Here is a 7334-nt window from a genome sequence, read left to right as displayed (position 1 = left end):
AGCTGACTGAATAGCTCCCACAGGCAGGCTTCCTCACATAAAACTGGTACATGCCGGCGAACAGCGCAGGTTCAATCTGTTCCAATGTATGCCAATCATTTAACGTCAGGTTAGCCGGTGGCAAACGCAGTATTTTTTCTGCGAGCTGCTGAGCGCCCGGTGGCGGCACAATGCCAACCCATTCGAGGTCGGCACTTTCAATCATGCGACGTATTTCCTGCAGATCAAATGTGTGTTCCTGAGTATGGAATAACAAGTCGCGCACACTGCTCATGCTGTAAAAATCGGGTGATTGCAGAATGGCGCGCCAGCGTCCTTCTCCTTGATGAAGCAAAGCTTCGCGCACTGTGCGTATATCCTGTTCGCTTTCGGGAAGTTTGCAATTCAATTCAGAACGAAGCTCCGAGATGAGCGTTCTTGCCTGACGACTGTAGAGGGCGAGCTTCATGATGCCACCGGGTTTTAGTACATCAATCAGCGCCTTCAGGCCCGCCTCAGGCGTTTCCATATGATGCAGGACACCTGAACTCTCAATTACATCAAACTGTTGTCCCAGGCGCTCTGAGACAAGAATATCACCCAAGATGAAGTCTACTGGCAGGTGATGATGCTCCGCCTGGACTTGTGCGTAGCCCAGAGCAGAAGCACTGAGATCCATCGCAGTCACCTGCATACGGTGAAAGTACTTAACCAGTCGCAAAGCATGGCGGCCGGTGCCGCAGCCTGCAACGAGCACATTGATCGGCCCGGATTCTGGTTGTAGATCGTCCAGACGACTCGGAAACAGTGCCTGAAGCGATGCGTAGTAGTCGGTCTTCTGGTTATATCCCAAACTTGTCCAGCGAGGATATGGATGTTCCTCGTATTGAGTTTTTACTTTACGTGATGTGGCGTTGCTACTGAGCCCAAGAGAAGGAATTGCCTTAGCTGCCGCGGCAACGCGCAGAGGTTGATCGAGGCACAGACTCATCAGCTCATTCAGATGGCCAGACCATTGCAACGCTTTCTCGTTAAGAGCCGTGTAAAAAGGTGCTTTGCGCAATGGCTGGTACATCATGGTCAGTAGCATGATAGCGCTGATATCTTCGGCTTTTAATTCAGTTATCCGCAGGATTTTTGCTGCCAGCTGGTTGAGCTGATTGACGAGCGTCTGCTCTTGCTGGCTGATAAACCACACAGCTTCGTTCAGCTCGACCTGACCCGCCAGTGCAATGACCAGCGGCATAAATTCTGAGTCTATTGCCAGGTCGCGACTGCTATTCAGCAGAATGCTCTGACGTAGGGTAATTAACAGGCGCTCTATTAACGGATCACTGAAATGAAAGCGCATCATGGCTTTCAACAGAAGGGGATCTGATGCAATGGCTTCCGGCTCGATCGGGCAGCCGGCTTCACTCAGGTGAAGTTTGTGTTTGAGCAGTGAAGTGGTGAGGCTTCTCAGCTGGTTATAGTCGACGTCTTTAAACTCGAACCAGCGCAACAGCTCGCTTTCCAATTCCTGAGAATAGAAGTCTGCAACGATGTAGCTGGCAGCTTCGAATAATTTGCTGCGGATCTGAACATCATCAGAGCGGGTTTTTATCAGCTCGCGGTATAACTGAAAGGCTTCGAGATATTCGCCTTGTAGTAGACGGATATGAGCGAGATAGATAGGAGCTTTCGTGCTCGTTCTCGAAATACGCGTTGCATCCGCAAAGTAATCGGCCGCGAGTGTCTGCTTTCCTTCGATCAGAGCCAGGTGTCCTGCGCTGTACAACAGGCCGGTACTTTCTGGCTTAAGGCTTAAACCGGTGGCCAGCCAGTGATGGGCTTCGTCATTGGCACCACGGCGCATAGCGATACGGGCGAGCAGGTTAATACCGGGAATGTAATTGTTGTCAGCCTGCCATGCCTGATAAGCAAGGTCGGCAGCCTGAGACAATAATACTGGGTTGTTTCCCCGGCTGGCCTCATTGTAACAACGGCTGGCGGCAGCGAGCAGACTTCGGTGGTCTGTCTGCCGTGCTGTATTTAATTGTGCTGTCGTTTGTACGCTGGCCATGGGAATAACCTCTGAGCATTTACAGCCCTACGATCAAATTCTGTGCCATTTTTTATATCGTTGATTTTATTGAGGTTTTCAATCTGGCTGGGCGAGGAGGGCGGCCGTTTGCCGCTGGTTGCCGGGCAAGAGCTTGCCGCTTGTGCCGTCTGAAAACTCACCGAAACTACAAAAAGTTACTAAAGAATTCTGCGCGCAGGCCGTCAAAGAGAGTATCACTTGATCATGCTCATCAGGTTTTTCGGTGGGCTATTTCGGCAGGAGAGTTGTGTATGTATCAATCCGGCGCGTCGCAATACCAAAAGGTAAACGTTACGTCCGAGGTCCTCGATGCGGACCCACACCGTCTGATTCAGCTTCTGATGGAAGCGGCTCTGACGCGTATGGCGCAGGCGAAAGGAGCTATCCAGCGTAAGGATATGCAGGAGAAGGCTAGTTTGCTCGGCAGGGTGAATGAAATCATCCAGACGCTGAAGTCGAGCCTGGATCACACTCAGGGCGGTGAACTGGCCGGAAATCTGGACCGCCTTTATGATTATATGGTCCGTCGGATTCTGGAGGCGAGCGGCCAGAATAGTACAGACATGATTGATGAAGTTATGGGGCTGATGCTGGAGGTGAAGACGGGCTGGGACGGTATTCGTCAGGAATATCTTGAGTCCGTACATGGTACTCGCCCTGAAACCGACGAATCGGCACCGGGGCGCCTGTCGAGTTCAGTATCTGCCTGAATTCTCACGATTTTTTTTCACTTGTGTGAACTCCCTTGCCCTCTCTTTAGAGGGCTTTTTATTGTCCTGAGGCGCCAAATTCTGAAGTATTTCAACAAATTAAGTGTAGATTTGAGCTAACTGGATAAGTTTTAACGTCAGAAGTTTGACTTCGTCGCAATTTGATACTTAACTGAAAAGAGGGAAGTCAATCAGTTGGCGTCGATTACGCTGTTCCGTGTTTTATTGAGGTAAAGGGCATTTGCCATGTGGAGAGAAATCAAAATTTTACTTGTCGATGACGACGAACAACGTCGCCATGATCTAAAGGTGATTCTCGATTTCCTGGGCGAAGAAGTTATCGTGGCGGGCTCGTCAGACTGGCGCAAAGTTGCGGATGCCAGCATTGAAGAGAGCACTGAGATCAGTGCAGTAATGCTGGGCGACTGCGATGGTCAGCCATTGGAGAAGACGGTCGAGGCTATGCTCGCTTGGGACAAAGGTCTCCCGTTCCTTTTTGTTGGCAGTCAGGTTCAGGTCGATGAATTATCAGAAAATGTTCGTCGCTGTGTACTAGCCAGCCTGGCAATGCCCCCAAGTTACAACAAGATGCTGGATAGCCTTCATCGCTGTCAGGTGTTCCGCGAGCAATATACGCACAATCGTAGCCGCGGTGAGCGACGTGAAGTTCAACTTTTCCGAAGCCTTGTGGGTACCAGCCGTCAGATTCAGCACGTACGCGAGTTGATCATGCAGGTGGCTGACAAAGACGTCAGCGTTATGATCCAGGGTGAAAGCGGCACGGGTAAAGAAGTGGTTGCCCGTAATCTGCATTACCACTCCCATCGCCGTAATAAGCCCTTTGTGCCTGTGAACTGTGGTGCTATCCCAGCTGAGTTACTTGAGAGTGAGTTATTCGGTCACGAGAAAGGTGCGTTTACTGGTGCAATCAATAGTCGTCCGGGACGTTTTGAGCTGGCCGAAGGTGGTACGCTCTTCCTTGATGAGATCGGCGACATGCCCCTCAACATGCAGGTGAAAATTCTTCGTGTGTTGCAGGAGCACACGTTTGAGCGTGTTGGCAGTAATAAAACGCTTAAGGCGAATGTTCGGGTGATTGCAGCGACTCACAAGAATCTTGAGAAGATGATTGAGGACGGCTCGTTCAGGGAAGACCTGTATTACCGTCTGAACGTGTTCCCTATCGATATGCCATCGCTACGCGAGCGCGTTGAAGATTTACCCCTGCTTCTTAATGAACTTATTTCGCGTCTTGAGAATGAGAAGCGCGGCTCGATCCGCTTTAACTCGGCTGCCATTATGTCGCTCTGTCGTCACGAGTGGCATGGCAATGTTCGTGAACTTGCGAATCTCGTGGAGCGTCTGGCCATTCTGCATCCTTACGGTGTGATCGGTGTAAATGAACTACCGAAGAAATTCCGTCATGTCGATGAAGACGATGAGCAGTACACGCCACCGGTTGTGGCAGATGTTACCCAGAACGAAGGCCTGGCGGGTGTTGATAGTCCAGCGTTGCTGCCGGTGAACGGCCTGGATCTGCGGGAATATCTTTCCGATCTCGAGTGCTCACTGATTCAGCAGGCGCTCGATGATGCCAATGGTGTTGTTGCTCGCGCTGCCGAGAAACTGAGTATCCGCCGCACTACGCTGGTGGAGAAAATGCGTAAGTACAATATTAACCGTAAAGAAAAAGACATGGCCTGAGCAGGCCAGAAAGCGGCCTGCGTCTGCGGGCCGCTGTCTGCAATCCCACCTGACTTTCGTAACCTTTCTTTCTTAAATCATCCACCCTCAAAACTATTTTCGATTGCTGGCACGCTAATTGCCCAATACCTACTAGTGACATTTTTCCGCCGCAAATGTGGTGTTCTGGTGAGGTATTTATGGCGAGTGTGGCATTAAGTTCAGTTCCTGACGATCAGCAGCCGCTGGACCCCAGCGAGCTAAAGCGTGCATTTAACATGTTCAATGAAATGTCGCAGCAGCTGACAGACTCCTACGCCTTTCTTGAAAATAAGGTCGAGCAACTCAGTGGTGAGCTGGCGACAGTATCTGCTCAAAGGATGCAGGAGTTGGGCGAAAAAGAACGCCTGGCCGATCGTCTGGAAAGCCTGCTGCAGATGTTACCTGCAGGTGTTCTGCTGCTGGATGAAAATGGCGTCATTATTCAGAGTAACCCAGCCGCCGAAGACCTTTTATTAGCGGCTTCGGGGGCTGGCACCTTGCTTGGCCAGCGCTGGCGTAATGTGATTAAGCGTTGTTTCAAACCGCGCCGTGATGATGGTCATGAAATTTCGCTGGTTGATGGTCGCCGTGTCAGTCTGCGCACCGCAGCTATGACCAATGAGCGTGGGCAGCTGATCCTGCTTACTGATCTGACAGAAACCCGTGCATTACAGTCTCAGTTGGCTCAACACGAACGCTTGTCCGCCATGGGGAAAATGGTTGCGTCTCTGGCGCATCAGATCCGGACACCGCTGGCCGCGGCGACACTCTACGCGGGCCATCTTAATTCCGAAGATCTTGCTGAAGAACATCGTATTCGCTTTGCCGGTAAGTTGCAGGAGCGACTTCATCACCTGGAAAGCCAGGTGCGCGATATGTTGATTTTTGCCCGTGGCGAGGCGCCATTAAACGATGATGTGAAAGTGACGTCCCTGCTGGATGGTATTGCCTCGGCGATGGAGGTTGCCGTCGCCCAGAGCGGTGCTGTCTGCACGCTTGAGAATGAAGTGGGGGAAGCTTCCCTTATGTGTAATCGGGACTCTTTAATCAGTGCAGTAATGAACCTGATTAATAACGCACTTGAGTCCTGTGAGCATCCTATCGAGATCAAGTTGGTCGCCCGTCGTGACGATCAGGGCAGATTATGTCTCGCCGTGATGGACAACGGCCCCGGCCTCCCGGACGAGAAGAAAAATCGCATGATGGAGCCTTTCTTTACAACGAAGAGCAACGGTACAGGGCTTGGCCTTGCGGTTGTTCAGGCGGTTGTTCGTGCCCATCACGGTGATTTCAGATTAACCGACAGTCCACTGGGTGGGGTGTCTGCAGAAATGTACCTACCGCTCGCACGCGGTTAATTCAAACAGGTATCTAAGAGGAATTATTATGCGCTTACTCGTTGTTGAAGATGATCCGACTCTACGTGAAGCAGTTGTAGATACCCTGAAAATGAAAGGGTATGACGTTAAGGAAGCTCCGAACGGTATCGAAGCCGTGGCTTTGCTGAACCACCATAATTTCGACGTTGTTCTGTCGGATATTAATATGCCAGGCATGGACGGTCTTGAGTTACTTAACCATGTGAAACAGCAGCATCCATGGCTACCCGTTCTTTTGATGACTGCCTATGGTGATGTTTCTCAGGCGGTTCAGGCGATGCAGAAAGGCGCTGATGATTACCTGATGAAGCCCTTCGAGCTGCGTGAGCTTGAGGCTCTGTTGAAGCCTTATACGCAGGGTGAAGCTCAGGTATCAGATAAAGATCAACCAGTGTGTGAATCTTTTGCATCGCAGCAGTTATTTCAGATGGCCATGCGTGTCGCGGCAACAGATTCTACGGTTCTTATCAGTGGTGAGAGCGGAACAGGTAAAGAAGTTCTTGCCCGCTATATTCACCAGAATTCCCCCAGAAAAAGTGGCCCGTTCATTGCGCTGAACTGTGCTGCGATTCCGGAAAATATGCTGGAAGCCATGCTGTTCGGCTATGAAAAGGGCGCGTTTACTGGCGCCTACAGTGCGATGCCGGGCAAGTTTGAACAAGCGGATGGTGGCACCATTCTGCTTGATGAAATTACTGAAATGGACATGGGCCTTCAGGCGAAACTGCTGCGTGTATTGCAGGAGCGTCAGGTGGAGCGTCTCGGCGGCAAGAAAACCATTGATCTTGATGTGCGTATCATTGCCACAACAAACCGTGAACTGGCGGACTATGTGGCCGAGGGTAATTTTAGAGAAGATCTTTACTACCGCCTCACCGTATTTCCACTTCAGTGGCTGCCACTGCGGGAACGCCGTGATGACATTTTGCCGTTAGCACGCCGACTGTTGGCTCATCATGCTGACAAGATGAAACGTCCAGCACCATCGTTGCATGCCGATGCAGAGCGTAAGTTGGTAACGCACAGCTGGCCCGGCAACGTTCGTGAGCTGGATAACACAGTCCAGCGTGCACTGATTATGCAGACTGGAAATCAACTGAACGCTAATGACTTTATTCTGACTCCGGTGCCAAAGCATCGTCAGGTTTCAGCACCGGTTTCCGTGGATGCGGCTGATGTCGTGCAGGATGAAGGCGAGTTAGGTTCTGATTTGCGTACCCGTGAGGTTGAATTAATCGTTCGGGCATTGAAAGAAGAACCCAGTAGAAAAGAAGCCGCTGAACGGCTGGGTATCAGCCCTCGAACACTACGCTACAAGGTGGCGCGCTTAAGAGATGAGGGTGTTGATGTTGAATCTATGGTGCTGGCTGCGTCTTAAACGCGAAGCTGGCAAGGGGTTTGCAGCGTCAAAGAATACATCGGAAAAATACAGAAAAAGTGTCAAAAATAAGTTGCCGA

The 7334-nt window shown here is 50.9% G+C and carries 5 protein-coding genes; 4 read left to right on the top strand and 1 reads right to left on the bottom strand.

What is annotated here, in order from left to right; genetic code table 11:
• Positions 1–2041 (bottom strand): class I SAM-dependent methyltransferase (locus B3007_RS07660; protein ID WP_301378875.1); only part of this gene is annotated, 2041 nt, incomplete at its 3' end.
• A 272-nt stretch (positions 2042–2313) separates the two neighbouring features.
• On the opposite strand from B3007_RS07660, the gene fliS reads away from it, so the two are divergent.
• From fliS to B3007_RS07640, 4 genes are all read left to right on the top strand, one after another.
• Positions 2314–2772, top strand: a complete 459-nt coding sequence (gene fliS / locus B3007_RS07655) for a flagellar export chaperone FliS (protein ID WP_301378877.1) — start codon at positions 2314–2316, stop codon at positions 2770–2772.
• A 246-nt stretch (positions 2773–3018) separates the two neighbouring features.
• On the top strand, positions 3019–4476 hold the full coding sequence (locus B3007_RS07650) for a sigma-54 dependent transcriptional regulator (RefSeq protein WP_297532831.1): 1458 nt from the start codon (positions 3019–3021) through the stop codon (positions 4474–4476).
• A gap of 179 nt (positions 4477–4655) precedes the next feature.
• On the top strand, positions 4656–5855 hold the full coding sequence (locus B3007_RS07645; RefSeq protein ID WP_301378878.1) for a sensor histidine kinase: 1200 nt from the start codon (positions 4656–4658) through the stop codon (positions 5853–5855).
• Positions 5856–5883: 28 nt separating this feature from the next.
• Entirely contained in the window at positions 5884–7254 is a 1371-nt protein-coding gene (locus B3007_RS07640) for a sigma-54-dependent transcriptional regulator (protein WP_297532835.1), read from the top strand.
• Positions 7255–7334 lie beyond the last annotated feature (80 nt).

This window comes from Thalassolituus sp. UBA675 (assembly GCF_002297765.1).
Lineage (GTDB): Bacteria > Pseudomonadota > Gammaproteobacteria > Pseudomonadales > Oceanobacteraceae > Thalassolituus.
This window is presented reverse-complemented; position numbering and strand designations above follow the sequence as displayed.